Annotated in this window: 26 protein-coding genes; 11 read left to right on the top strand and 15 right to left on the bottom strand. The window is 72.6% G+C overall.

All coding sequences use genetic code 11. The annotated features are described in order from the left end of the window. Window positions 1–498 carry a 2'-5' RNA ligase family protein gene (locus tag AB0F89_RS05285; RefSeq protein WP_367133118.1) on the top strand — a complete coding sequence of 166 codons (498 nt, stop codon included), beginning with the start codon at window positions 1–3 and terminating at the stop codon, window positions 496–498. Here AB0F89_RS05285 and AB0F89_RS05290 read toward each other — a convergent pair. Then, window positions 447–1193 (bottom strand): alpha/beta fold hydrolase, encoded by a 747-nt coding sequence (locus tag AB0F89_RS05290; protein ID WP_367133120.1) that lies wholly within the window; start codon window positions 1191–1193, stop codon window positions 447–449. The two genes, AB0F89_RS05285 and AB0F89_RS05290, sit on opposite strands and share 52 nt — an antisense overlap. Before the next feature lie 17 nt (window positions 1194–1210). Here AB0F89_RS05290 and AB0F89_RS05295 point away from each other — a divergent pair, with 17 nt between their 5' ends. Genes AB0F89_RS05295 through AB0F89_RS05305 form a run of 3 tightly spaced genes read left to right on the top strand, consistent with a single transcriptional unit; the run spans window position 1211 to window position 3829 of the window. After that, window positions 1211–2683 (top strand): M1 family metallopeptidase, encoded by a 1473-nt coding sequence (locus AB0F89_RS05295; RefSeq protein ID WP_367133122.1) that lies wholly within the window; start codon window positions 1211–1213, stop codon window positions 2681–2683. Window positions 2684–2712: 29 nt separating this feature from the next. After that, window positions 2713–3021: an antibiotic biosynthesis monooxygenase gene (locus AB0F89_RS05300; RefSeq protein ID WP_367133124.1), complete on the top strand. Its 309-nt coding sequence runs from the start codon at window positions 2713–2715 to the stop codon at window positions 3019–3021. A gap of 10 nt (window positions 3022–3031) precedes the next feature. After that, entirely contained in the window at window positions 3032–3829 is a 798-nt protein-coding gene (locus AB0F89_RS05305; RefSeq protein ID WP_367133126.1) for an NAD-dependent deacetylase, read from the top strand. Here AB0F89_RS05305 and AB0F89_RS05310 read toward each other — a convergent pair. Then, complete coding sequence (locus tag AB0F89_RS05310) at window positions 3801–4772, bottom strand: endonuclease/exonuclease/phosphatase family protein (protein ID WP_367133128.1); 972 nt, start codon at window positions 4770–4772, stop codon at window positions 3801–3803. The two genes, AB0F89_RS05305 and AB0F89_RS05310, sit on opposite strands and share 29 nt — an antisense overlap. Window positions 4773–4790: 18 nt before the next feature. On the opposite strand from AB0F89_RS05310, the gene pcp reads away from it, so the two are divergent. Beyond that, complete coding sequence (gene pcp, locus AB0F89_RS05315) at window positions 4791–5423, top strand: pyroglutamyl-peptidase I (protein ID WP_367133130.1); 633 nt, start codon at window positions 4791–4793, stop codon at window positions 5421–5423. 81 nt (window positions 5424–5504) lie between these two features. Here the strand turns inward: pcp and AB0F89_RS05320 are convergent, their stop codons facing one another. Further along, window positions 5505–8063: an ATP-dependent Clp protease ATP-binding subunit gene (locus AB0F89_RS05320; protein WP_367133132.1), complete on the bottom strand. Its 2559-nt coding sequence runs from the start codon at window positions 8061–8063 to the stop codon at window positions 5505–5507. Between the two features lie 341 nt (window positions 8064–8404). On the opposite strand from AB0F89_RS05320, the gene AB0F89_RS05325 reads away from it, so the two are divergent. Further along, window positions 8405–9205 carry a (2Fe-2S)-binding protein gene (locus AB0F89_RS05325; RefSeq protein WP_367133133.1) on the top strand — a complete coding sequence of 267 codons (801 nt, stop codon included), beginning with the start codon at window positions 8405–8407 and terminating at the stop codon, window positions 9203–9205. A gap of 146 nt (window positions 9206–9351) precedes the next feature. Here AB0F89_RS05325 and AB0F89_RS05330 read toward each other — a convergent pair whose 3' ends face one another. From AB0F89_RS05330 to lysS, 6 genes are all read right to left on the bottom strand, one after another. Next, a complete protein-coding gene (locus AB0F89_RS05330) occupies window positions 9352–10158 on the bottom strand; it encodes an ABC transporter ATP-binding protein (RefSeq protein WP_367133135.1) in 807 nt (268 codons plus the stop codon). After that, the gene (locus AB0F89_RS05335) at window positions 10155–11207 is read right to left on the bottom strand and encodes a FecCD family ABC transporter permease (protein ID WP_367133137.1); all 1053 of its coding nucleotides are present in this window, start codon (window positions 11205–11207) and stop codon (window positions 10155–10157) included. Before AB0F89_RS05335 ends, AB0F89_RS05330 begins: the two co-directional genes overlap by 4 nt. Further along, window positions 11204–12223 (bottom strand): FecCD family ABC transporter permease, encoded by a 1020-nt coding sequence (locus tag AB0F89_RS05340; protein ID WP_367133140.1) that lies wholly within the window; start codon window positions 12221–12223, stop codon window positions 11204–11206. Before AB0F89_RS05340 ends, AB0F89_RS05335 begins: the two co-directional genes overlap by 4 nt. Window positions 12224–12237: 14 nt before the next feature. Further along, window positions 12238–12426 carry a hypothetical protein gene (locus tag AB0F89_RS05345; RefSeq protein WP_367133142.1) on the bottom strand — a complete coding sequence of 63 codons (189 nt, stop codon included), beginning with the start codon at window positions 12424–12426 and terminating at the stop codon, window positions 12238–12240. Window positions 12427–12439: 13 nt separating this feature from the next. After that, window positions 12440–12787 (bottom strand): Lsr2 family protein, encoded by a 348-nt coding sequence (locus AB0F89_RS05350; protein ID WP_367133144.1) that lies wholly within the window; start codon window positions 12785–12787, stop codon window positions 12440–12442. A gap of 117 nt (window positions 12788–12904) precedes the next feature. Continuing rightward, a complete protein-coding gene (gene lysS / locus AB0F89_RS05355; protein ID WP_367133146.1) occupies window positions 12905–14416 on the bottom strand; it encodes a lysine--tRNA ligase in 1512 nt (503 codons plus the stop codon). A 62-nt stretch (window positions 14417–14478) separates the two neighbouring features. On the opposite strand from lysS, the gene AB0F89_RS05360 reads away from it, so the two are divergent. Continuing rightward, window positions 14479–15234, top strand: a complete 756-nt coding sequence (locus tag AB0F89_RS05360) for a class I SAM-dependent methyltransferase (RefSeq protein ID WP_367133148.1) — start codon at window positions 14479–14481, stop codon at window positions 15232–15234. A gap of 3 nt (window positions 15235–15237) precedes the next feature. Here AB0F89_RS05360 and AB0F89_RS05365 read toward each other — a convergent pair whose 3' ends face one another. The 5 genes from AB0F89_RS05365 to AB0F89_RS05385 all read right to left on the bottom strand — a co-directional run bounded on the left by AB0F89_RS05365 (window position 15238) and on the right by AB0F89_RS05385 (window position 19570). Beyond that, entirely contained in the window at window positions 15238–16023 is a 786-nt protein-coding gene (locus tag AB0F89_RS05365; RefSeq protein ID WP_367133150.1) for a type III pantothenate kinase, read from the bottom strand. Between the two features lie 15 nt (window positions 16024–16038). Further along, on the bottom strand, window positions 16039–16518 hold the full coding sequence (panD, locus tag AB0F89_RS05370) for an aspartate 1-decarboxylase (RefSeq protein ID WP_367133152.1): 480 nt from the start codon (window positions 16516–16518) through the stop codon (window positions 16039–16041). A 10-nt stretch (window positions 16519–16528) separates the two neighbouring features. After that, window positions 16529–17419: a pantoate--beta-alanine ligase gene (gene panC, locus AB0F89_RS05375; RefSeq protein ID WP_367133154.1), complete on the bottom strand. Its 891-nt coding sequence runs from the start codon at window positions 17417–17419 to the stop codon at window positions 16529–16531. After that, the gene (locus AB0F89_RS05380) at window positions 17416–18306 is read right to left on the bottom strand and encodes a Rossmann-like and DUF2520 domain-containing protein (RefSeq protein WP_367133156.1); all 891 of its coding nucleotides are present in this window, start codon (window positions 18304–18306) and stop codon (window positions 17416–17418) included. The genes panC and AB0F89_RS05380 overlap by 4 nt, the downstream gene beginning before the upstream one ends. A gap of 91 nt (window positions 18307–18397) precedes the next feature. Next, window positions 18398–19570: a PrsW family intramembrane metalloprotease gene (locus AB0F89_RS05385; RefSeq protein WP_367133158.1), complete on the bottom strand. Its 1173-nt coding sequence runs from the start codon at window positions 19568–19570 to the stop codon at window positions 18398–18400. A 30-nt stretch (window positions 19571–19600) separates the two neighbouring features. Here AB0F89_RS05385 and AB0F89_RS05390 point away from each other — a divergent pair, with 30 nt between their 5' ends. Then, window positions 19601–20674, top strand: a complete 1074-nt coding sequence (locus AB0F89_RS05390) for an SAM-dependent methyltransferase (RefSeq protein WP_367133160.1) — start codon at window positions 19601–19603, stop codon at window positions 20672–20674. Window positions 20675–20677: 3 nt separating this feature from the next. Here the strand turns inward: AB0F89_RS05390 and AB0F89_RS05395 are convergent, their stop codons facing one another. Continuing rightward, the gene (locus AB0F89_RS05395; protein ID WP_367133162.1) at window positions 20678–21001 is read right to left on the bottom strand and encodes a cupin domain-containing protein; all 324 of its coding nucleotides are present in this window, start codon (window positions 20999–21001) and stop codon (window positions 20678–20680) included. Window positions 21002–21065: 64 nt separating this feature from the next. Between AB0F89_RS05395 and AB0F89_RS05400 the strand changes: the two genes are divergently transcribed. Genes AB0F89_RS05400 through AB0F89_RS05410 form a run of 3 tightly spaced genes read left to right on the top strand, consistent with a single transcriptional unit; the run spans window position 21066 to window position 23101 of the window. Continuing rightward, window positions 21066–21491 (top strand): MarR family winged helix-turn-helix transcriptional regulator, encoded by a 426-nt coding sequence (locus tag AB0F89_RS05400; protein ID WP_367138717.1) that lies wholly within the window; start codon window positions 21066–21068, stop codon window positions 21489–21491. A 56-nt stretch (window positions 21492–21547) separates the two neighbouring features. Further along, entirely contained in the window at window positions 21548–22000 is a 453-nt protein-coding gene (locus AB0F89_RS05405) for a DUF1203 domain-containing protein (protein WP_367133164.1), read from the top strand. A gap of 36 nt (window positions 22001–22036) precedes the next feature. Beyond that, the gene (locus tag AB0F89_RS05410; RefSeq protein WP_367133166.1) at window positions 22037–23101 is read left to right on the top strand and encodes an NADH-quinone oxidoreductase subunit D; all 1065 of its coding nucleotides are present in this window, start codon (window positions 22037–22039) and stop codon (window positions 23099–23101) included. Window position 23102 lies beyond the last annotated feature (1 nt).

Raw genomic sequence — 23102 nt, forward strand, 5'->3', positions numbered from 1 at the left:
GTGCACGCGCTGGTGGTGTTCTTCGACGCCGAGGCGGACAGCGCCGTGCGCGCGCTGTGGCGGCGGATCGGCGCGCGGTCCGAGCTGCCGCCGCACCTGACCTACGCGGCGGCGGGCACGATCGGGCCCAAGGTGCGCGCCGAGCTGCGCGAGGACCTGTCCCGGCTGTGGCTGCCCGACGTCTGGCTGCACACCCTCAGCGCCACCGGGACCGCCCTCCAGCTCGGCGCGGTCGTGGACGGCGAGCTGCTGGCGGTGCACTCGACCGTGCACGACGTCCTCGCCGGTCGGGTGAAGCACCCGGCCGCGCAGCACCTGCCGGGCAACTGGGTGCCGCACTGCCGGCTCCTCGACGGCGAGGACGAGGACGTGCGGGCCGCGTTCGCCGAGCTGCACCCGATCACCCCGATCCGGGCCAAGACCCGCGAACTGGCCGTCGTGGACACTCAGACCGGCGCGATCGACCCGCTCAGGAACGCCTCCACCGCGCCCCGGTAGACCTCCGGCGCCTCGTCGTGCACGACGTGCCCGGACTCCGGCACGAACACGTAGGACGCGCCGGTCCGGCGCGCCACCTCCGCCATCTGCCCGGCCCGCAGCCCGCCCCGACCGGCCTCGACCACCAGCATCGGGCAGCGGACCGCCGCCACCACGTCCCAGTAGGACCGCTCGCCCCACTCGGAGGCGATCTCGTACAGGTCGGGCAGGTGCGCGATGAGGTGCCAGCCGTCCTCGCGCTCCTCGAACATCTCCTCCACCCGCGGCACGTCCACCACCGTCCGCACGTGCGCCAACGACTCGAACGCGGCCGGCCACGCGTCGAAGTACCACTTCCAGTCCTCGACCGTGCGGCCGGTGTTGTCCGGCACCACGTCCTCGACCACCACCGCGCGCACCAGGTCGGGCCGGCTCGCGGCGAGCGCCCACGCGTGCAGCCCGCCCATGGAGTGCCCGATCACCACCGCGGGCGCGAGGTCGTGCCGCTCGATCACCTCGACCGCGTCGGCGACGAAGTCCTCCGTCCGGAACGGCCCGCGCACCGGGTTGCGGCCGTGCCCGCGCGCGTCCGGCGCCACCACCCTCCCGTGCGGCTTGAGCCACTGCGCCACCGTCCACCACGTGCTCGCCCTGCTCATCAGCCCGTGCAGCAGCAGGATGCCCTGCCCCGATCCCCCGAACTCCGCAACGCTCATGCGTGCATCATGTCGGCATGGCCATCAGCTCCAAGGCGCGCCCGTACCTCCTCGTCCTCGTCCTGGTGCTGGTGGTCGCCGGGATCGTGGTGGCCAGGCTGCCCCGGGACCGACCGGCCGCGACGCCGACCACGACCGGCGGCGCCACGCCGTCGGTGGTGAACGCCGAGGGCGGCGACGGCGCCGGTGACGCGTACTACCCGCAGGACGGCAACAGCGGCTACGACGTCACCGCCTACGACGTGTCGATCAGCTACGACCCGCCCTCCCGGCGGCTGGACGGCGTCGCGCGGATCACCGCGAGGGCGACCGCCGACCTGTCCCGGTTCAACCTCGACCTGCACCGGCTGGAGGTCACCGGGGTGACCGTGGGCGAGCAGGACGCCGGTTTCCGGCAGGAGGGCGACCACGAGCTGGTCGTCGAGCCCCGGACCCCCTTGCGCGCCGGTGAGGAGTTCACCACCGCCGTCACCTACGGCGGCGAGCCGACCGTGGTGGAGGACCGCGCGCTGGGCCGCAGCGGCTGGCAGGTCTCCGCCGGCGGCGGCGCGTTCGCGGCCGGCGAACCGCACTCCGCCACCACCTGGTTCCCGGCCAACGACACCCCGCGCGACAAGGCGGCGTTCGCGGTGACCGCGCGCGTGCCGGACGGCTGGTCGGCGGTGTCCAACGGCGTCGAGCGGGGCTCGACCAGCGCGGACGGCTGGACGTCGTTCCGCTGGGTCGCCGAACGGCCGATGGCCACCTACCTGACCACGGTCGCGATCGACAGGTGGACCGTCGAGCGCTCCACCCTGCCCGACGGCACGCCCGTGGTGGACGCCTACGCGCCGGGCGCGCAGAACGCCCGCCGGCACCAGCAGCGGCTGCCCGAGGTGCTGGCGTTCCTGGCCGAGAAGTTCGGGCCGTACCCGTTCGAGGCGACGGGCGGGATCTTCCTGGCCGACGACATCGGCTTCTCGCTGGAGACCCAGACCCGGCCGATCTACGCCGGGTGGGCCGACCTGGACACCGTCGTGCACGAGAACGCGCACCAGTGGTTCGGCAACTCGGTCACCGTGGAGAACTGGGCCGACATCTGCCTGAACGAGTGCTTCGCCTCCTACGCCCAGTGGCTGTGGGCCGAGGCGAAGGAGGGGGTTGACCTGGACGAGCGGTACCTCGCCGAGGTCGAGCGGGTCGGCGACCGGGACTCGTACTGGGGGCGCGAGCTCTACGACATGGGCCGCGGCAACGAGTTCAAGGGCGTCTACGACAAGGGCCAGCTCGCCCTGCACGCGCTGCGCCGCCAAGTCGGCGACCCGGCGTTCGACCGGGTGCTCGAGGACTGGACGACCGCGAACCGGGACGGCAACGCGTCGTGGCCCGAGTTCGAGGCGCACGTGGAGCAGGTCTCGGGCCAGGACCTGGACGGCTTCTTCGCCGCCTGGTTCCGCGGCGACGAGGTTCCCGCCGACGAGCACCTGTTCCCCGGCCCGCTGCGTCGTTGACCCGGGCGTCCTGCGGTAACGTCGAGGTCATGGCGGTTGTGAAGATCAATGCGATCCACGTGCCCGACGGCTCCGGCCCCGAGCTGGAGAAGCGGTTCGCCGCGCGGCTCGGCGCGGTCGACTCCGAGCCCGGCTTCCTCGGCTTCCAGCTCCTGCGGCCGGTCAAGGGCGACGACCGGTACTTCGTGGTGACCCAGTGGGAGTCCGAGGAGGACTTCCAGAACTGGATGGGCGGCCGGGCCAAGGAGGCGCACTCCGGCGAGCGCGCCAAGCCCGTGGGCACCGGTTCGGACCTGCTGGAGTTCGAGGTCGTGCTCAGCTCCCACGCGAAGAAGTGACCCGGCGGGGGTGAACGAGGCGCTGGACCGCGCGGCGGAGCTGATCGAGTCCGCCGACGCGCTGCTGGTGTGCGCGGGGGCCGGGATGGGCGTGGACTCCGGCCTGCCCGACTTCCGCGGCTCGACCGGCTTCTGGCAGGCGTACCCGCCCTACGAGCGGCTCGGGCTGCGGTTCGAGGAGCTGGCCGACCCGGCGCACTTCGCGGCGGACCCGACGCTCGCGTGGGGCTTCTACGGGCACCGGCTCGACCTGTACCGGCGCACCGTGCCGCACGACGGCTTCCGCGTGCTGCGGGAGTGGGGCGCGCGGGTGTTCACGTCGAACGTGGACGGGCAGTTCCAGCGGGCCGGGTTCGCCGACGTGGCCGAGGTGCACGGGTCGATCCACCACCTGCAGTGCGTGGAGCCGTGCACGGACGACGTGTGGCCCGCCGACGACGTCGTGGTGGACGTCGACCCGGCGTCGATGCGCGCCACCGGGCCGCTGCCGTCGTGCCGCAACTGCGGTGGCCTGGCGCGGCCGAACATCCTCATGTTCGGCGACTGGTCGTGGGTCGGCGGGCCGTCGCAGAAGGCGCTGGACGCGCTGGCGCAGTGGCGGCGGGCCCAGCGCGGCCTGGTCGTGCTGGAGTTCGGCGCGGGTCAGGCGCTGCCCGCGGTGCGCCGCCAGGCCGAGCTGGCGTCGGCCGCCTCGGGCGCGCTGATCAGGGTGAACCCGCGCGAGCCGGAGGTGCGGCACGGGCGCGGGGTGTCGCTGCCGATGGGCGCGCTCGCCGCCATCACGGAGCTGGCACGACGAATCGGCTGACCACCGCCCGGTGGTCCGAGCCGGGGATGTCCACCACGGTGAACTCGTCCACCGGGCACCGGGCGTCCACCAGCACGTGGTCGATGGCCACCGGCGGCGGCCACACCGCGCCGCTGGGCCACGTCGGGTTCAGGCCCTCGCCGACCTCGTCGGCCGCGTCCACGTAACCGCTGTTCAGCAGCCTGCGCAGGCCGACGTGGTCCAGGGTGGCGTTGAAGTCGCCCGCCAGCACCCGCACCGGACCGCCCAGCTCCCGCTCCGGCAGGCCCGCCAGGTCCCGCTGCCAGTCCTCCGGCCCGTCATCCACCACCGGCGGCATGGGGTGCACGGACAGCACCTCCAGGTCCTCGCCCGGCAGGTCGACCAGCGCGCCCGCCTGCCGCAGCGTGCTCGGCGGCGTGAGCAGGCGCGGGTACAGCGGGTAGCGGGACGCGACGCCGGACCCGGAGCCGCCCGGCTCGTCCAGGAAGTGCCGGTGGGGCAGCACCTCCCCCAGGCCGGCGCGGTCCAGGTCGAGCACCATCTCCGGCGTCAGCTCCTGCAGCGCGAGCACGTCGACGTCGTGCGCCCTCACCGCCGCCACGACCGCCTTCGCCTCGGCCTTGCCGACCAGCAGGTTCGACGCCATCACGGTGACCTCCCGGCCGACGCCGACCGGCCGCGAGTCGGGGAACGCGCGCGGCGCGACCGCGGCCACCAGCACCACCGCGACCAGCAGCACCACCGTGCCGACCGCCCACCGGCGCAGCAGCAGCGCGAGCAGGCCCAGCGCCACGCCGGCCGCCGTGAAGTACGGGGTCAGGGCGGTGGTGGCGAGCATGTGCCGGGTGCCGTCGATGCCGAGCAGCCGGGTGAACGCCGCGAGCAGGAACGCGATGGCCGCCGACACCAGCAGGAAGGTGGTCCCCTTGCGCTTGGTGCGGCGTTCCTCGATGTCGACCACGCGATCTAGTCTGCCCGAGTGGACGTGCTGCTGACCGGCTTCGAACCGTTCGACGGCGAGGTCGCCAACCCGTCGTGGGACGCGGTCGACGCGGTGGAACCGGACGGTTACCGGCTGACGACCCTGCGCCTGCCGTGCGCGTTCGGCGACTCGCTCGCCGCGCTGCGCGAGGCCCTGGCCGCCCGCCGGTACGACCTGGTGGTGTGCGTGGGCCAGGCGGGCGGGCGGGTCGGCGTCACGCCGGAGCGCGTCGCGGTCAACCTGGACGACGCCCGGATACCGGACAACGCGGGCGCGCAGCCCGTCGACGAGCCGGTCGTGCCCGGCGGGCCGGCGGCGTACTTCACCGGGCTGCCGGTCAAGGCGTGCGTGGCGGCGGTGGAGGCGGCGGGCATCCCGGCGTCGGTGTCGCACACGGCGGGCACGTTCGTGTGCAACCACGTGTTCTACGGGCTGATGCACCTAGTTGCGACCGAGCACCCGGGCGTGCGGGCCGGGTTCGTGCACGTGCCGTTCTCGCCGGAGCAGGCCGAGGGGCGCGACCAGCCGAGCCTGCCGGTCGCCACCACGGCGCGGGCGCTGGACCTGATCGTCCGCACGTCGCTGACCACGTCCGCCGACCTGCGGACCACCGCCGGCACCCTGCACTGACTTCGCCCGCACACGCCGAAGCGCCCCCCAGGAGGTCCCAGGGGGCGCTTCGGCGTTGCGCAGCGCGTCAGGTGTCGGTCGTCACGCGGACTCGGAGTCCGCGTCACCGCCCGAGTCGCCACCGGAGGCCGCGAGGTCGACCGGCGGGGCGTCCGGCACCCGCAGCGGCTTGGTCTCGCCGCGGAAGGTGAAGTGCGCCTTGTCGTCGGCCTCGGACTCGCCGTCCCAGCCCTCGACGTCGGTGATGATGATCTGGCCGGGCTGGATCTCCCCGAACAGGATCTTCTCCGACAGCTGGTCCTCGATCTCGCGCTGGATCGTGCGACGCAGCGGCCGGGCGCCCAGCACGGGGTCGAACCCGCGCTTGGCCAGCAGCATCTTCGCGCGATCCGTGAGCTCGATCGCCATGTCCTTGTTCTTGAGCTGCTGCTCGACGCGGGCGATCATCAGGTCCACCATCTTGATGATCTGGTCCTGCGTGAGCTGGTGGAAGACGATGATGTCGTCGATGCGGTTCAGGAACTCGGGCCGGAAGTGCTTCTTCAGCTCGTCGTTGACCTTGTTCTTCATCCGCTCGTAGTTGGACGCGGTGTCCTGACCCGAGGTGAAGCCGAGGCCGACGGCCTTGCTGATGTCCGACGTGCCCAGGTTGGACGTGAAGATGATGACGGTGTTCTTGAAGTCCACCGTCCGGCCCTGACCGTCGGTCAGGCGGCCGTCCTCCAACACCTGGAGCAGCGTGTTGTAGACCTCCTGGTGCGCCTTCTCGATCTCGTCGAACAGCACCACGGAGAACGGCTTGCGGCGCACCTTCTCGGTGAGCTGGCCGCCCTCTTCGTAGCCGACGTAGCCGGGAGGGGCGCCGAACAGGCGCGACGCCGTGTAGCGGTCGTGGAACTCGCCCATGTCGATCTGGATCAGGGCGTCGTCCTCGCCGAACAGGAAGTTCGCCAGCGCCTTCGACAGCTCGGTCTTGCCGACGCCGGACGGGCCGGCGAAGATGAACGAGCCCGACGGGCGCTTCGGGTCCTTCAGACCCGCCCTGGTGCGGCGGATCGCCTGGCTGACGGCCTTGACGGCATCGGTCTGGCCGATGATCCGCTTGTGCAGCTCGTCCTCCATGCGGAGCAGACGGGTGGTCTCCTCCTCGGTGAGCTTGAACACCGGGATGCCGGTCCAGTTCGCCAGCACCTCGGCGATCTGCTCGTCGTCCACCTCGGCGACGACGTCGAGGTCGCCGTCCTTCCACTGCTTCTCCCGCTCGGCCTTCTGGCCGAGCAGCGTCTTCTCCTGGTCGCGGAGCTTGGCGGCGCGCTCGAAGTCCTGCGCGTCGATCGCGGACTCCTTGTCCCGGCGCACGTCGGCGATCTTCTCGTCGAACTCGCGCAGGTCCGGCGGCGCGGTCATCCGGCGGATGCGCATCCGCGCGCCCGCCTCGTCGATGAGGTCGATCGCCTTGTCCGGCAGGAACCGGTCGTTGATGTACCGGTCGGCCAGCGTGGCGGCGGCGACCAGCGCGGAGTCGGTGATGGAGACGCGGTGGTGCGCCTCGTACCGGTCCCGCAGACCCTTCAGGATCTCGATCGTGTGCTCCAGCGACGGCTCGCCGACCTGGATCGGCTGGAACCGGCGCTCCAGGGCGGGGTCCTTCTCGACGTACTTGCGGTACTCGTCGAGGGTGGTCGCGCCGATGGTCTGCAGCTCACCGCGGGCCAGCATGGGCTTGAGGATCGACGCGGCGTCGATCGCGCCCTCGGCCGCGCCGGCGCCCACCAGGGTGTGGATCTCGTCGATGAACAGGATGATGTCGCCGCGCGTGCGGATCTCCTTGAGCACCTTCTTCAGGCGCTCCTCGAAGTCACCGCGGTAGCGCGAGCCCGCGACCAGCGAACCCAGGTCCAGCGTGTAGAGCTGCTTGTCCTTCAGCGTCTCGGGCACCTCGCCCTTGACCACCATCTGGGCCAAGCCCTCGACCACGGCGGTCTTGCCCACGCCGGGCTCGCCGATCAGGACCGGGTTGTTCTTGGTGCGGCGGGACAGCACCTGCATGACCCGCTCGATCTCCTTGGTGCGCCCGATCACCGGGTCGAGCTTGCCCTCCCGCGCGCTGGCGGTCAGGTTGCGCCCGAACTGGTCGAGGACCAGGGACGAGGACGGGGTGCCCTCACCGCGGCCACCGGACTCGGCCGGCTCCTTGCCGCCGGAGTAGCCGGACAGGAGCTGGAGGACCTGCTGGCGCACCCGGTTGAGGTCGGCGCCGAGCTTGACCAGCACCTGCGCCGCGACGCCCTCGCCCTCGCGGATCAGGCCGAGCAGGATGTGTTCCGTGCCGATGTAGTTGTGCCCCAGCTGCAGCGCTTCGCGCAGCGACAGCTCGAGCACCTTCTTGGCGCGCGGGGTGAAGGGGATGTGGCCGGATGGGGCCTGCTGACCCTGGCCGATGATCTCCTCGACCTGCTGGCGGACGCCCTCCAGCGCGATCCCCAACGACTCCAGCGCCTTGGCGGCGACACCTTCACCCTCGTGGATCAACCCCAGGAGGATGTGCTCGGTGCCGATGTAGTTGTGGTTGAGCATCCTGGCCTCTTCCTGGGCCAGGACAACCACCCGCCTCGCGCGGTCGGTGAACCTTTCGAACATTCGCACTCCCTGACTGCTGCGCCGGCGGTCCTCGGGCTCACCACTGGCTGACCGTCTGGCTGACCGTGGAGAGCGCGGCACCGTGGGACCACTGTAGTCGTCAGTCCCGCCACTCTCAGTTCCCGATCGCAGGCAGCCGTCTTCGGGGATCTCTGACATCGGTACCAACGCGTGATCTGCCAGGCAGATTCCACGAATCGGGCTTTGTCCGCTGAACGCGAACATTCAACCGTTCGGCGACATCGGGGGTGACCGGGGTCACCGACCGGGTGCGAGTTAGGCGAACCTGGGTAAGGTTAGGCAAGCCTCAACCCGTTCGAGCCGACGAGGACCTTCTGGACATGACCGTACCGCTGCAGGCCACCGAGGGCGACGTGACGGCGCCCGTCGCGCGGACCCTGGCCGGCGTGTCGGTGTACGAGGGCTTCGAACTGAGGTTCGGCCTGCCCGCCGACCGCGGCGACTGGGTGCCGTGCGCGGACTTCATGGGCCAGCCGGAGCGGTTCGACGCCTGGCGCAAGGCGCTGGCCGAGTGGCTGCGCGAGCAGTACGGCGAGGCGCCGGACCGCACCACCGCCGGGTACGTGATGAGCTGGTACCTCAACGTCGTCGGCGTGCTGGGCGGGCTGCTGTTCCACGCCGCGCGGCGGGTGCCGTCGCTGCGGCCCGCCGACCTGGCCGTGAAGCTGCCGGCCGAGGGCCGGCCGCACGTCATCGGCGTGGCGCTGCTCAACGACGACTTCGCGTGCCTGCCCGACGACCCGGAGGCCGACCACCCGACGGCGAGCGTGGTGGCCGACGAGACGGCGCTGGCGGCGTTGCTGCGGGCCCGGTTCGCGGCGCACAGCGCGCAGTTCGTCGGCGCGTTCGGGCCGACCGTGCGGCTGGGGCGGCGGATGCTGTGGGCGGCGGCCACGGACGCGCTGGACAGCGCGGCGTGGACGGCGGGGCAGCTGTGCGGCGACGAGACGGCGGGCGTGCTGGACGCGGCGCTGCTGCTGCCCGCCAAGCTCGACCCGTTCACCTCGGGCTCGACCCTGAGGGCCACCGACACCGGCTGGACCCGCCGCCGCGAGAGCTGCTGCTTCCACTACGTCCTGCCGAACGCCGAAGCCTGCGCCACCTGCCCCCGCGTCTGCTGACCCGCGAGTCGAACCTCCACGTCCCGCGAGTCGAACCTCCAGGACCCCCGAGTTCAACGCTCAGGACCACGCCTGCCCGGACGTGAGCGTTGAACTCGGGGGTCCTGAGCGTTCGACACGCGGGACGTGAGCGTTCGACTCGCGGGTCAGCGTTCGGGGTGGCGGTGGCGGTGGCCGATCGGGATGACCAGCGGGGTGCCGGAGACCGGGTCGGGGACGACGCGGGCGTCCAGGCCGAAGACGTCCAGCAGGTTCGGCTCGGTCAGCACGTCGGCGGGCGGTCCGGCGACCACGATCCGGCCGTCCTTCATCGCGACCAGGCGCTCGGCGTAGCGGGCGGCCAGGTTCAGGTCGTGCAGCACCATCACCACGGTCCGGCCGAAGTCCCGGTGCAGCCGCTGCACGAGGTCCAGCACGTCGACCTGGTGCGCCAGGTCCAGGTACGTCGTCGGCTCGTCCAGCAGCAGCAGGTCGGTCCCCTGCGCCAGCGCCATCGAGATCCAGGCCCGCTGCCGCTGCCCGCCGGACAGCTCGTCCACGGTCCGCTCGGCCAGCTCCGCCATCCCCGTCATCTCCAGGGCCGACGCCACCGCCGCCTCGTCCTCCGGCGACCACTGCCGGTACCACGCCTGGTGCGGGTGCCGCCCGCGCGCGACCAGCTCGGCGACCGTCAGCCCCTCGGGCGCCTGCGGCGACTGCGGCAGCGTCGCCAGCACCTTCGCCACCTCGCGGGTCGGCGTGCGGTCGATCCGCTTGCCGTCCAGCACCACCGCGCCCGAACGGGCGGGCAGCAGCCGACCCAGGGCGCGCAGCAACGTGGACTTGCCGCACCCGTTGGGCCCGATCACCGCCGTCACCGAACCGGACAGCACGTCCAGGTCCAGCTCCGACACCACCAGCCGCTCGCCGTACCCGACGGACAGCGACTGCGCCTGCAGCCGAACAGCGGTCATACCCGTGCCTCCCGGCGACTGCGGACGAGCAGGTACATCAGGTACGGCGCGCCGAGCACCGCGGTCACCACGCCGACCGGCAGCTCGAACCCGCCGAACGCCAGCCGCGCGACCAGGTCCGACACCACCACCAGCAGCCCGCCGACCACGGCCGACCCGAGCAGCGGCGGCGTGGCGGTCCCGGCCACCCGCAGCGCGATCTGCGGCGACGCCAGCGCCACGAACGCGACCGGACCGGCGGACGCCGTCGCCACGGCCGCCAGCACGACCGCGATCAGCAGCATCGCGGTCCGGGCGCCGTTCAGCCGCACGCCGAGCCCGCGCACGGTGTCGTCGTCGAACTGGAGCGCGCCCAGCAGCCGGGTCCCGACCAGGGCCGCCGGGATCAGCACCGCCAGCGCCAGCCCAACCGGCACGACGTGCTCCCAGCCGCGCCCGTTCAGGCTCCCGGTGATCCACACCATCACCCGCGCCGCGTCGGTGACGTCGCCGACGGTCAGCAGGTAGTGGGTGAAGTTGCCGGTCACCGCCGTGATGCCGATGCCGACCAGCACCAGCCGGAACCCCTCGATCCCCCGCCGCCACGCCAGCCCGTACACCAGCAGCCCGGCCAGCAGCCCGCCGCCGAGGGCCGCCAGCGGCACGCCGACGGAGGCCGTCGCCCCGCCGACCGCGCCCAACGACCCGGCGAACGTGATCACGGTGACCGCGCCGGCGCCCGCCCCCCACGTCACCCCGAGGATGTCCGGGCCGGCCAGCGGGTTGCGCGCGATCGACTGGAACACCGCGCCCGCCACGCCGAGCGCCGCGCCGACGAACACCCCGGTCAACGCCCGGGGCAGGCGCAGGTCGAGCACGATGAACCGCTGCCCGCGCGCCCCGTCGCCGAGCAGCACGTCGAACACCTGCCCCAGCGGGATCGGGTAGTCGCCGCGGGCCACGCCCACCGCGCCCGCCAGCACCACCAGCGCCAGCCCGACGACCACCACGGCGAACGGCCGCCACCGCAGCGGCCCGGACACCGGCCCCAGCCGGAAACCCGCGCTCACAGCCGCACCAGCTTCCGCCGCCGCACCAGCGCGATGAAGAACGGCGCGCCGACCAGCGCCAGCACCACCCCGACCTCCAGCTCACCCGGCCTGGCCACCACCCGGCCGACGACGTCGGCGACCAGCAGCACGATCGCGCCGATCACCCCGGCGAACGGCAGCAGCCACCGGTGGTCCGGCCCGGTCAACGCCCGCGCCGCGTGCGGCACGACCAGCCCGAGGAACCCGATCGGCCCGCACACCGCCACCGCGCCGCCCACCAGCAACGTCGTCGCCACCACCCCGACGACCCTGGTCAGCGCCACCCGCCGGCCGAGCGACCTGGCCACGTCGTCACCGAGCGACAGCGCGTTCAGCCCGGTCGCGTTGGCCGCCGCCAGCACCAGCCCGAGCAGCAGGAACGGCAGCACCTGCCACAGCAGCGCGAGGTCGCGCCCGGCGAGCCCGCCGACCTGCCAGAACCGGAACGCGTCCAGGCTCTGCCGGTCGAGCAGCACCAGCGCGGACACCAGCCCCTGCATCAGCGCGCTGACCGCCGCGCCGGCGAGCGCCAGCGTCACCGGCGTGGGCCCGGACCGCCCCGACCCGAGCAGGAACACCACCACGCTGGCCACGAGCGCGCCGGCGAACGCGAACCACACGTACCCGTAGAGGCTGCTCACGCCCAGCGTGAAGATCGACAGCACGACGGCGAACGCCGCGCCCTGGGTGACGCCGAGGATGCCCGGGTCGGCCAGCGGGTTGCGGGTGTGGCCCTGCATCAGCGCGCCGCCGACGCCCAGCGCGACGCCGACCGCGATGCCGAGCAGCGTGCGCGGCACCCGCAGCTCGCGGACGACGAGGTCGTTCTCCGCGCCGGTCGGCGCGGTCAGCGCGTGCCAGACGTCGGCGATCGGGATGTCCTTCGCGCCGATGGCCACGCTGGCGAGCGCTACCAGGGCGAGGAGCCCGACGAGCAGGGCCAGCCGGGCGCTGCGGAGGGCCAAGGCGCTGCTCCTCCCACGGCGACCCGACATCTGGTGAGGTGAGCCTAACCGAACACGGTGTGGTCCCCACCGGGCACGGAGCGTGCCGCCGAACGGTCGAACCGGAGATCACCCGGCGCGTCCGCGAAATGGATCTTCGACCACCCCTGGAAGGTGGCGAAAAACAACCAAGGGGCGCCGGAGGAATCCGGCGCCCCTTCGTCGATCGACGTAATTGCCGTGGTCTGCGCCACGTCAATGACTTCGTCAGCCCTGCTGGTGGTAAGCCTCCAGCACCTCGGCCGGGATGCGCCCGCGATCGGAGACCTTCATCCCCTGCTTGCGCGCCCACTCCCGAATGGCCTGGTTCTGCTCACGATCCGCCGAAGCGGGACGAGCCGCCTTCACACCGGCCGGACGACCCGGACCGCGCTTGCGGCCACCCGCCTTGCGGGCACTGGCGACGAAGTCGGCGAGAGCGTCGCGGAGCTTGCCCGCATTGCCCGCGGAAAGGTCGATCTCGTAGGACACACCGTCCAATCCGAAGCCGACCGTCTCCTCCGCCTTCCCACCGTCCAGGTCATCGACCAGGGTCACGGTGACCTTCTGCGCCATGCGTATCCTCCTGGACTCGAATGCGCGGTGTTGCTCCCCGACCGCGACCTAAAGCATTGGCGAGTGCAGGTTAGCGCACAACTGCTGGAATGCGCCGCCCGGAGTCCGAGAAGTTACTCATTCCGGGCGCACGAGGGGGAACAGGATCGTCTCCCGGATACCGAGACCGGTGAGCGCCATCAGCAGCCGGTCGATGCCCATTCCGACACCGCCGCTCGGTGGCATTCCGTACTCCAGTGATCGCAGAAAGTCTTCGTCGACCGGCATGGCCTCGACGTCACCGGTCGCGCCAAGGCGGGCCTGGGCTTCCAGCCTCTCCCGCTCCACCACCGGGTCCACCAGTTCCGAGTATCCCGTGGCCAACTCGAAACCGCGCACGTACAGGTCCCACTTTTCGGCCACACCCGGCCGGCTGCGGTGCTGACGGGTGAGCGGCGAGGTCTCCACCGGGAAATCGCGGACAAACGTGGGCGCGTGCAGGGCGTCACCGACCAGGTGCTCCCACAGCTCCTCGACCAGCTTGCCGTGCCCGAGCTTCGGGTCCGGCTCCAGGCCGTGCTTGTCGGCGAGCGCTCGCAGCCGCTCCGAAGAAGTTTCGGGCGTGACTTCTTCACCGGCCGCGTCGGACAACGACTCGTACATGCTCAACGTCGTCCACTCGCCGCCGAGGTCGTACTCGGAACCGTCGGCCAACGTCACCACGTGCGAACCCGCGACCGCCAGCGCGGCTTCCTGGATCAGCTCCCGGGTCAGCACGGCGTTGGTGTCGTAGGTGGCGTACGCCTCGTAGTACTCCAGCATCGAGAACTCGGGCGAATGGGACGAGTCCATGCCCTCGTTGCGGAAGTTGCGGTTGATCTCGAAGACCTTCTCGATACCGCCGACCACGCACCGCTTCAGGTACAGCTCCGGCGCGATCCGCAGGAACAGGTCGATGTCGAGCGCGTTCGAGCGGGTGACGAACGGCCGGGCGGAGGCGCCGCCCTGCAACGTCTGCAACATCGGCGTCTCGACTTCGACGAAACCGCGCCGGTGGAACGACTCCCGCAACGAGCGCACCACCGCGGCCCGGTTGCGGACCGTGTTCCTGGCCTGCTCGCGCAGGATCAGATCCACGTACCGCTGCCGAATGCGGGTTTCCTCGGCGAGTTCCTTGTGCGCGACCGGCAGCGGCCGCAGCGCCTTCGCCGCGATCGCCCACGCGTCGGCCATCACGGAGAGTTCACCGCGCCGGGACGTGATGACCTCGCCGTGCACGAATACGTGGTCGCCCAAGTCGACGTCGGACTTCCAATCGGCGAGCGCCCGCTCGCCGACGCCGTTCAGGCTCAGCATGGCCTGGAGTTCGGTGCCGTCGCCCTCGCGCAGCGTGGCGAAGCACAGCTTGCCGGTGTTGCGGATGAACATGACGCGGCCGGTCACCCCGACCACTTCGCCGGTCGACGTGTCCGGCTCCAACCCCTGATGAGCGTCGCGCACCTCTCGCAGGGTGTGCGTGCGCGGGACTTCGACCGGATAGGGATCGACGCCGCGTTCCAGCAGTCGCGCCCGCTTCTCCCGGCGCACCCTCAGCTGCTCGGGGAGATCGTCGTCGCTGGTCGCGGAACCGGTCGCTGGCTGCTCACTCACACGACGCAGGGTACGGAAAGACCACTCGGGAAATCGAACCGGATCTCACTAGGCTCGGTGCGGTGACGGGAGACGACTTGCGGGCCCTGCGCGCGAACTCCTTCGGCGCGCACGCCTCCGCCTACCAGGAACACCGGCCGGGCTACCCGGCCGAGGCCATCCGGTGGTCGCTCGAACCGCTGGGCGACGGCCCGCGCGACGTGCTGGACCTGGCCGCCGGCACCGGCAAGCTGACCGGCGGCCTGCTCGCCGAGGGCCACCACGTGACGGCCGTGGAGCCGAACGAGGGGATGCTGTCGGAACTGGTGCGCCACCACGGCCCGGCACGCGCGCTGCCCGGCAGCGCGGAGCGGATCCCGCTGCCGGGCGGCACGGTGGACGCGGTCGTGGTCGGGCAGGCGTTCCACTGGTTCGACGCGGACCGGGCGATGGCGGAGATCGCCAGGGTGCTGCGGCCGGGCGGCGTGCTCGCCGCGCTGTGGAACGACTTCGACGAGTCGGTGCCATGGGTGGCGGAGTTCATCGAGGTCGCCCGGGGCAGCGTGGCCGTGCCCGACGTGCGGACCGACCCGGTGCCGGAGCACGAGCTGTTCTCCGACGCCGAGAACCGCGTCTTCAAGCACGTGCACCGGCGCACCGCCGAGTCCGCGGTGGCGACCATCAACACGCACTCGCACCTGCTGGTGATCCCGGCCGAGGAGCGGGACGCGCTGAACGAGCGCGTCCTCGGCTTCCTCAAGTCGCGCCCCGAGACCGCCGAGGGCGAGTTCGGGTTCCCGCTGACCACCTACGTGAAGCGCTGCCGGCGCGTCGCCTGACCGTCAGGCCCGGTTGCGCTCGAACACCAGGCGCAGGCCGAGCAGGGTCAGGTCCGGGACGTGCGACTGGATGGTGGCCGACTCGGACACCACCAGCGGCGCGAGGCCGCCGGTCGCGATCACCGCGACCGGGCCCGGCTCGCTGAGCTGCAGCTCGTCCACGATCCGGCGGACCAGGCCGTCCACCTGGCCGACGAACCCGTAGACGATGCCGGACTGCAGGCACTCCACGGTGTTCTTGCCGATCACCGACCGCGGCCGCACCAGCTCGACCTTGCGCAGCTGCGCGGCGCGCGCCGCCAGCGCGTCCACCGAGATCTCGATGCCCGGCGCCAGCGCGCCGCCGAGGAACTCGCCCTTGGCGGAGATCACGTCGAGGTTCGTGGACGTGCCGAAGTCGACCACCACGCACGCCGTGCTGTGCAGGTGGTGCGCCGCCAGCGTGTTGATCACCCGGTCGGAGCCGACCTCCTTGGGGTTGTCCACCAGCAGCGGCACGCCGGTCCGCACGCCCGGCTCCACCAGCACCTTCGGCACCGCCGAGTAGTACCGGCCGAGCATCACCCGCAGCTCGCGCAGCACCGCGGGCACGGTGGACAGCGCCGAGATGCCGGTGATCTCGTCGGCGTACTCGCCGAGCAGGCCGCGCATGGTCAGCGCCAGCTCGTCGGCGGTCATCCGGGCGTCGGTGCGCATCCGCCAGTCCCGGACCAGCGCGGCGGAGTCGCCCGTGCCGTCGTAGAGGCCGAGCACGATGTTGGTGTTGCCGACGTCGATGGCGAGCAGCACTGCGTGGTCCCCCTACTAGTCCTCGGCCTGGATCAACGCGTCCAGCGCCGCCGCGTCCTCGGTCTCCGCCGGCGCCGCTTCCGGCGCGGACGTCGACCCGTTCACCAGCCCCGAGCCCTCCGGGGCGTGGGCCGGGTCCGCGCCGAGCTCGACGACCTTGTTGCCGGCGTCGACGAAGACCACCTTCGGTTCGTACACCCGCGCCTCGGCGTCGTCCATCTGCCCGTAGGCGATGAGGATCACCAGGTCGCCCGGCTTGACCAGGTGCGCCGCCGCGCCGTTGATGCCGATCACGCCGGTGCCCCGGTCGCCGGGGATGACGTAGGTCTCCAACCGGGCGCCGTTGGTGACGTCCACGATCGCGACCTGCTCGCCGGCCAGCAGGTCGGCGGCCTCCATCAGGTCCTCGTCCACCGTGACCGAGCCGACGTAGTGCAGGTCGGCCTGGGTGACGGTGGCCCGGTGGATCTTCGACTTGAGCATGGTGCGGAACATGGCGGTCCCCTTACTCGTCACCGGCGCCGAGCAGCACGGCGGCGTTGTCGATCAGTCGGGTGGAGCCGACGCGGGCGGCCACCAGCAGACGGGCGTCGCCGTTCTCCGGGGCCGGGCCCAGGTCGGGCGCCCGCAGCTCCAGGTAGTCGAGGTCGACGCCGGGCGCGGCGGCGAGGACGTCCCGCGCGGCCCCGAGCACGGCGTCCGCACCCTGGCCGCTGACGTACGCGCCCGCCACCAGGGCGGCGGACAGCGCGGTCGCGGCGGCGCGCTCCTCGTCGGACAGGTAGCGGTTGCGCGAGGACAGCGCCAGGCCGTCCGGCTCGCGCACGGTCGGCACGCCGACCACGTCCAGCGGGAAGTTCAGGTCGCGCGCCATCCGGTGGATCAGGGTGAGCTGCTGGTAGTCCTTCTCGCCGAACACCGCGTAGGTGGGCTGGACGACGTTGAACAGCTTGGCGACCACGGACAGCACGCCGGCGAAGTGGCCGGGCCTGGTCCGGCCCTCCAGCTCGTCGCCGAGCGGGCCGGGGTGCACGGTGACCGTGCTGCCGGGCAGGTACATGTCGTCCACCGACGGCGCGAACACCAGGCCGACCCGCTCCTCGCGGCAGGTGTCCACATCGGAGTCGAAGCTGCGCGGGTAGCGGTCGAAGTCCTCGTCCGGCCCGAACTGGGTCGGGTTCACGAAGATCGAGACGACGACCACGGTGTTCTGCATGACCTGCGCCTCGCGGATCAGCTTGCGGTGGCCCTCGTGCAGCGCGCCCATGGTCGGCACCAGGGCGATGTTGCGGCCCGCCGCCTTCAACGCCCTGGTGACGCGGCGCAGCCGGTCCGGGTCGCGGTGCACCGTCACGTCGCCGGGCGTGTAGTCGTCCTTGGTGAGCGGCTTGGTCATGCCTGTCCCTCTAGGGTGGTGCGGACTTCGGACGCGAGTTCGGGCTTGAGGAGCCCGGCGGCCCGGGCGCGCGCCGCGGTGCGCAGCGCGAGGACCCGGTACGCGGGCAGGGTGTCGCTGTCGGCCAGCACCGCCAGGTGCTTGGCCACGGTGCCGGCGTCGCCGCGCGCGACGGGACCGGTCAGGGCGCGGTCGCCGTGCCGCAGGGCGTTGTCCAGGGCGGCGGACAGCAGCGGGCCGAGCATCCGCTCGGCGTCGCCGATGCCCGCGTCGCGCAGCAGGTCCGCGCAGTCGGCGACCAGCGTGATCAGGTGGTTCGCGCCGTGCGCGAGGGCGGCGTGGTAGAGCGGGCGGGCGGCCTCGGGCACCCGCACCGGTTCGGCGGACATCTCCACCACCAGCGCCTCGCCTACGCTCCAGGCGATCTCGTCGCCGTCGGCCGCGGTGATGCCGACCGAGCAGGCGTTCAGCCGCTGCACGTCCTCCGGGCGGCCGGTGAACGTCATGACGGGGTGCAGCGCCACGCACAGCGCGCCCAGCTCGGCGGCGGGCCGCAGCACCTCGACGCCCTGGGCGCCGCTGGTGTGCACGACGATCTGCCCGGCGCGCAGCGAACCGGTGGCGACCAGGCCGCGGACCAGGCCCGGCAGCTCGTCGTCCGGCACGGCCAGCAGCACCAGGTCGGCGGCGGCGGCGACGTCCGGCGGCGGCAGCACGGGCACGTCCGGCAGCAGTTCCTCGGCGCGGCGCAGCGAGTCGCGGGAGACGGCGGCGACGGCGCTCACGACGTGTCCGGCCCGGGACAGCGCGGCGCCGAGCACCGAACCCACCCGGCCGGCCGAGACCACTCCCACGGCCAACCGCGCGGGGCGGGGGGTCGCGTCCATGCGACGTACTCCTTCAGAGCGGCGTTCCAGGCCCGATGCTCGGGTACCGGACGACGGCCGCGAGCGTAATCCGGTGCGTTGTGGCAGACCGTCAACTGCGACGAACGCCACCCGCGGCCTTCAGCGCGCCCGGCGCCTCGACGGCGGCCTGACGTGCGGCGACGAGGGCGGCGAGCAGCTTCGCGTGACGTTCCTCCGCACCGGGGCCCGCGGTGCCGTTGGCCATCCGGTGGCGCAGGAACGCCAGTTCGGTGGCGGCCACCTGGTAGCCCGCGACCGCCTTGGCCGCCTGGTCGCCGACCTTGCGCTTGACCGTGCGGCGCCACCGGCTGCGGCCCTGCAGGCTCGCCAGCAGGGTGACCTCGCTGGAGGCGATCCACTTGTTGGCGGCCATGGCGGGCAGCTGCCCGGCGACGATCCGCTGCTCGCGGCGGCGCTGCCAGACCACCATCAGCGCCATGCCCGCGAAGATCGGCACCATGATCAGGAAGTACAGGTTGATGAACGTCGAGCCGGTGCCGACCGTGGTGGAGAAGTTCCACAGCGAGTGCAGGCCGGCCGCGCCGAGGTAGCCGAGGACCGGCGCCACGACCCGCAGCCCGCGGTTCGCGGTCATGGCCGCGATGCCGATCCCGATGCCGGTCATCGACGTGAACAGCGGGTGCGCGAACGGCGAGAGCACGCCGCGCAGGATGAACAGCGCGATCACGCCGCTGCTCAGGTCGCCGAAGCCGCTGTCGGAGAAGACGCGGGCGAAGTACCAGATGTTCTCGGTGAACGCGAAGCCGGCGGCCGTCACGCCCGCGTAGACCACGCCGTCCACCACGCCGTCGAACTCCTGCCTGCGGCGCAGGAACAGGAACACGATGAACGCCGCCTTCGCGGCCTCCTCGGTGATCGGCGCGCCGATCACGGCGGCGAACGTGCTGCCGTCGCCGCCGTTGATCAGCTGGCCGAGCACGTGCGCGGTCTGGTTGAACACCAGGGAGGTGACCGTCGCGCCGCACGCGCCCCAGGCGAAGGCGAAGAGCAGGATCCTCGCCGGTTCCGGCTCCCAGCGGTCGATCCACAGGTAGGCGCCGATCACCGCGAGGACCGGCAGCAGCGCGGCCAGCGCGCCCACCAGGATCGGCAGCAGGCCGGTCCGGCTCGTGCCGAGCCCGAAGAGGACCAGTCCGCACACGCCCAGCGCGATCAGGCCGAAGACCGGGAGCAGGACCGTCCAGCGGTGCTGGTCGACGCGCTTGCGGGCGGGAGTGGTCACGGAGGGGAACTCTAAAGGGACACTTGACCGATGGTTGACCCGGAAGCCCTGTGGCGTGAGGCGTTGTACGGGCCGTCGGGCTTCTTCACCCGCGGCGAGGTGCCCGCCGACCACTTCCGCACCGCGCCGCTGGTCGGTCCTGAGCTGGCCGAAGCGCTGCTCGTGCTGCTCGATCGGGTGGACTTCGCCCTCGGCCGGCCCGCGCGGCTGGACTTCGTGGACGTCGGGGCGGGCGGTGGGGAGCTGTCGGCGGCGGTGCGGTCGCTGGCGCCGGGGTCGTCGGGGCCGGGGTCGCTGGGGGCGCGGCTGGTGGTGACGGCGGTGGACGTCGGGCCGGCGCGGTCGGTGGCGGGGGTGCGGTGGCGGTCGGACCTGCCGTCGTCGGTGTGCGGGCTGCTGGTGGGGCACGAGTGGCTGGACGCGGTGCCTTGCCCGGTGGTCACGGGGCCGTTGTCCGATCCTTGGTTGGATCGGTGGTGGCCGGTGCGGGAGGGGGAGAGGGCGGAGATCGGCTCGCCGCGGGACGCGGCTTGGGCGGACGCGGTGGCGCGGGTGGTGCGCGGGGCGGCGTTGGCGGTGGACTACGGGCACGTGCGGGCGGACCGGGTCGCGGGGCGGTACGCGGCGGGGACGTTCGCGGCCTACCGGGGTGGGCGGCGGGTGGAGCCGGTGTTCGACGGGAGCTGCGACCTGACCGCGCACGTGGCGCTGGACGCGTGCGCCGAGGCGGTTGGTGGCGAGTGGGTGCTGGTGTCGCAGCGGGACGCGCTGGGTGCGCTGGGGTTGGACGGGAGGGTGAACCCGGCGGCCGGGCCTGGCAGGTCGAGCGGGCCGAGTCCGGCGGCCGGGGTTCGGGGCGGGACAGAGGTGATCGGGGCTCGGGGCGGGACAGAGATGGTCGGGGTTCGGGGTGGGGCGGAGGCGGGATCGGGGGTGCGGTTGAGCCCGGCGGGCGGGGCGGCGTGGCTGGTGGCGGCGGAGAGGGCTTCACGGGTGGCGGAGTTGCGGGCGGAGGGCGGGTTGGGGTCGTTCGGGTGGTTGCTGCACGGGGTCGGCGTGCCCGTGTCGTCCCTGCTCCCGCCCCTGCCGCCCTGGCGGCCGTGAGCCCTACAGCGACCAGGGCGGGGTGATCCGCCGGTCCCCCACCGACCCGGTGATCCCGACCGACGTGGCGACCAGCACCCTGGCCGGTCCGCCGACCAGCTGGAACTCCACGCCCGGCGGCACCACGACGGTGTCACCGGCGGTCGCCTCCACGTCGTTGACGGTCACCCGACCCGCCACCACGTGGAACACCTCCTCCTTGTCGACCTGGTGCCGCTCGCTCACCGCCCCCGCCGGCACCTCGACGGTCCACAGGGCGATCTGCGTGCTGCCACCCCGGGACGGGGTGGCGTGCGGGTGGAACACGAAGCCGTGGCGCTCGAACATCCTTCTCCAAACTAGTCAACTTGGTTGTCTAGTTGCAGACTAGGCGACCGTGGAACCCGTGTCGATGCTGTTGGCCAGGACGTTCCGCGCGATGACCGACCGGTTCCACGACCGGCTGGCCGAGCGCGACCTCGAACCGCTGCGCCCCGCGCACGGCTTCGTCTTCCGCTACCTCGCCGCCCAGCCCTCCGCCACCGCCGTCGACCTCGCCGCGCACCTGGGCGTCTCCAAGCAGGCCGCGACCAGGACCGTCGCCGAGCTGGTCGACTGGGGCTACGTCCACCGCACCCCGCACCCGACCGACCGCCGCGCGCACTCCCTGCGGCTGACCGGCAAGGGCCGCTCCTACCTCCGCTTCGCCGACGAGCTGTGGGCCGAGCTGGAGCAGGAGTTCGCCGACCTCGTCGGCGCCGAGCGGCTGGCCGCCCTGCGCGAGGGCATGGAGACCTACCTGGCCGGCGCCGAGGGCGGCATCCGCCCGGTCTGGTGACCCCGACGGCCGAAGACCGCCGGCGACGTCGCGCGTCCCGCACCAGGGTCGAGCGCATGAGAATCCACGCCCTGCCGGCCGACGTCCTCGACCGCGCCCGCCGACTCGCCGGCACGGACGAGCACCACGAGCTGCACCCCGACTCCCCCGGCGCGCCGCTGCGCTGCTGCCTGCGCAAAGCCGCTCCGGGCGAGCCGGTCGTCCTGTTCCGCCACACCCCCACCGCGGGCGTCGGCCCGTACGAGGAGGTGGGTCCGGTGTTCGCGCACGCCGAGCCGTGCGAGGGGCCGGCGAGCACGGCGGAGTTCCCGGAGGCGTTCCGCCACGCGCCCAGGACGCTGCGCGCCTACACCGCCGACGGCCGCATCCGCGGCGGCGAGGTCGCGCGGCCGGCCGACCTCGCCGACCGCGTCACCGCGCTGCTGGACGACCCCGAGGTGGCCGAGGTCCAGGTGCGCAGCGCCTCCCACGGCTGCTTCCTGTTCGCCATCACCGCCGACCGGCCCTGACCGGGCACGACGGCGCGACCGTGCGACGATGGCCGGGTGGAGATCACCGTTGGCGTCGGTGCGGGCGCGCGGCACCTCGGGGTCGACCGGGTGGTCGACCTCGGCCCCCTGCACCCGTCGGCGCACGGCGCGTACCGGCTGCGGCTCACCGTCCGCGACGACGAGGTGATCACCGCCGCCGAACCGCTGGTCGGGCACCTGCACCGGGGCGCGGAGAAGCTGTTCGAGGTCCGCGACTACCGGCAGGTGCTCACCCTCGCCAACCGGCACGACTGGCTCGCCGCGTTCTGCAACGAGCTGGCCGTCGCCCTGGCCGTCGAGCGGATGACCGGCATGGACGTCCCGGCCCGCGCCCAGGCGCTGCGCGTGCTGCTGTGCGAGCTGAACCGGATCATGGCGCACCTGGTGTTCCTCGCGCCGCTCACCGGCGCCCGCGACCGGGACGCCGTGCAGGCCGTGCTGGAGGAGGCGTCCGGCGGTCGCATCCACTTCATGTTCAACCGGATCGGCGGCCTGCGCGAGGACGTCCCCGCCGGCTGGACCGACCGGGTGCGCGACGTCCTGTCCACTGTGGACCCCGGTGTGGCGCCGGAGGCGTTGGCGGGCATCGGGGTGCTGACCCGGGACGCCGCGCTCGCGTTCGGCGTCACCGGTCCGATCGGGCGGGCGTCCGGAGTGGACTTCGACCTGCGCCGCGACGACCCGCTGCCCGGCTACCGGGACCTGGACGTCCGGCCCGTGGTGCGGACCGAGGGCGACGCCCTGGCCCGCGTCCGCTGCATGGTGGACGAGGTCCACCGGTCCGTCGCCCTCGCCCGCCAGTGCCTGGACCGGCTGCCGGGCGGTCCGGTGAACCTGCGGCTGCCCAAGGCGATCAAGGCGCCGGAGGGCTCGGTCTACACGTGGGTCGAGGCCCCGCTGGGCACGTCCGGCGTCCACCTGTCGTCACGGGGCGAGAAGACGCCGTGGCGGCTGAAGCTGCGCACGCCGTCGTTCAACAACGTCCAGGCGCTGTCCGCCCTGCTGCCCGGCACGGCGGTGGCCGACCTGCCCGCCGTGCTCGGGTCGTTCGCCGTGGTCGTCGGCGACATCGACAAGTAGG

The organism is Saccharothrix sp. HUAS TT1, from assembly GCF_040744945.1.
Classification (GTDB): Bacteria; Actinomycetota; Actinomycetes; order Mycobacteriales; family Pseudonocardiaceae; genus Actinosynnema.